A 1,764-nucleotide genomic window follows, 5' to 3' on the forward strand; every position below is an offset into this window, starting at 1 on the left:
CTGGCGCCGAAGCCGGCGGCGCCGGAGCCGGCAGTACCGGCGCACGACGCTCCGGCCCCCGCACCCGCGGTGCCGGGCGATCGCCGGTTCACCCTCACGCTGCTGTCGGTCCTCGGCGTCCTGACCCTGGTCGCCGGGGTGCTCGCCGTCGTCAGCCTCGTGCAGGGGCCCCGCCTCAGTCAGGTGAAGGTCGACCCGGCGCGGGCGATCGAGGCGTCCGGCAGCAGACTCATCCTCACCGCCAACCAGAGCCTCGATGCGATCGATCCAGAGCAGGTCACCGTCGAGCCCGCCGTGCCGTTCACGGTCGATGCGAGCGGGCGCAGTGTCGGCATCCGGTTCACCGTCCCGCTGCACGATGACACGACCTACCGGGTCGCCGTGGCCGGTGTCGCCGCCACCGGCGGGGGCACCGCAGCCGACTTCGAGACGAGTTTCCGCACACCCGCCTCGAGCATCATGCTGCTGCAGCGCTCGGCCGACGGCGCCGACCGGATCTTCCTCTCCGACCTGAGCGGCGAGAAGGCCGCGCCGGTGTTCGAGCATCCGCGTATCAGCGACTACCGCGCCACGACCGACGTGCTCGTCGTCGCCGTCGAGGAGGACGACGGCTCGCGCCTGCTCGTGATGAACCGCGACGGCTCCGACCAGCGCGAACTGCCGCTGCCGGGCGAGGGGTACGTCTCGTCGGTGCAGGTCTCCGACCGCGCGGGTCTGGTCGGATACAGCTACTCCGACCGCGATCTCACCGAGACGACCGGACGCGCCAGTGTGCTCGTGACTCAGCCGCTCAGCGGCACGGGCGAACCGCGCATCGTGCAGATCGACGGCAAGGACGCGAACGTCGCCGAGTGGCGCTTCGTGCCCGATTCGTCGTCGCTGGTGTTCATCGACTTCGACGGCGCCCTGACGGTGGAGGATCCCACCGGCGACGCGGGCGCGCAGCCGATGGGCACCGCGGCGAGCATCCTCGGCGTCAACCGGGGCACGTACACTGCGCTCGTCGAGCGCGCCGACGGCAGCTTCGTCGTGCTCGACCTCACCGACGGCACCGAGCAGCCGCTGCCCGCCTCCGACCCCGACTACGGCGACGCGGTCGGCATCGAGGCCTTCCCGGGTGGCACCCTGAGGCACGTCGTGCAGCGCGACGAGCTGGGCATGCCGACCGGTCAGGCCGTCGTGCGGGTCGACGAGCAGGGCGCCGCGACCATGATCGCCGAGGTGAGCGGCGCGGACTCGATCCTGCAGACCTGCGTATCGCCGAGTGGTCAGTACGCCGCCGTGACGATCGCCCCCGACCTCGCGAGCAACGACTACGACGACCTGCTTCTGCCACTTCCGGTCACTTTGCACACCCGCCTCATCGACCTCGTCGGCGATCGCGAGCTGCCCACCCTGAGCGGCTTCGACATCTCGTGGTGCCGCACGGCTCCGCTGCCATGACGATCGACCGCCGCGACCTGCTCGGGCTGCCGATCGAGGTGGCGCCTCGCCTGCTCGGCGCCCGGCTGCGCACCATCGTCGACGGCGTCGAGACGGCCCTGCGCATCACCGAGGTCGAGGCGTACCACGGCCGCGGCACCGGCGACATGCCCGATCCCGGCTCGCACGCGCGGATGGGACCCACCGCCCGCAACGCCACGATGTGGGGCGAGCCCGGCCACCTGTACGTGTACCTCAGCCACGGCATCCACTCATGCGTCAACGTCGTCTGCGGGCCCGAGGGAACGGCGGGCGGAGTGCTGCTGCGCGCCGGCGAGATGG

Annotated in this window: 2 protein-coding genes; both read left to right on the forward strand. The window is 71.6% G+C overall.

What is annotated here, in order from left to right; genetic code table 11:
- The coding region (locus RT309_RS14950; RefSeq protein WP_313358307.1) for a hypothetical protein at positions 1-1,443 on the forward strand (1,443 nt) is incomplete at its 5' end.
- A partial coding sequence (locus tag RT309_RS14955; RefSeq protein WP_313358309.1) for a DNA-3-methyladenine glycosylase occupies positions 1,440-1,764 on the forward strand: 325 nt, incomplete at its 3' end. The genes RT309_RS14950 and RT309_RS14955, both read left to right, overlap by 4 nt.

The organism is Microbacterium sp. (genome assembly GCF_032084865.1).
Taxonomy (GTDB): domain Bacteria; phylum Actinomycetota; class Actinomycetes; order Actinomycetales; family Microbacteriaceae; genus Microbacterium.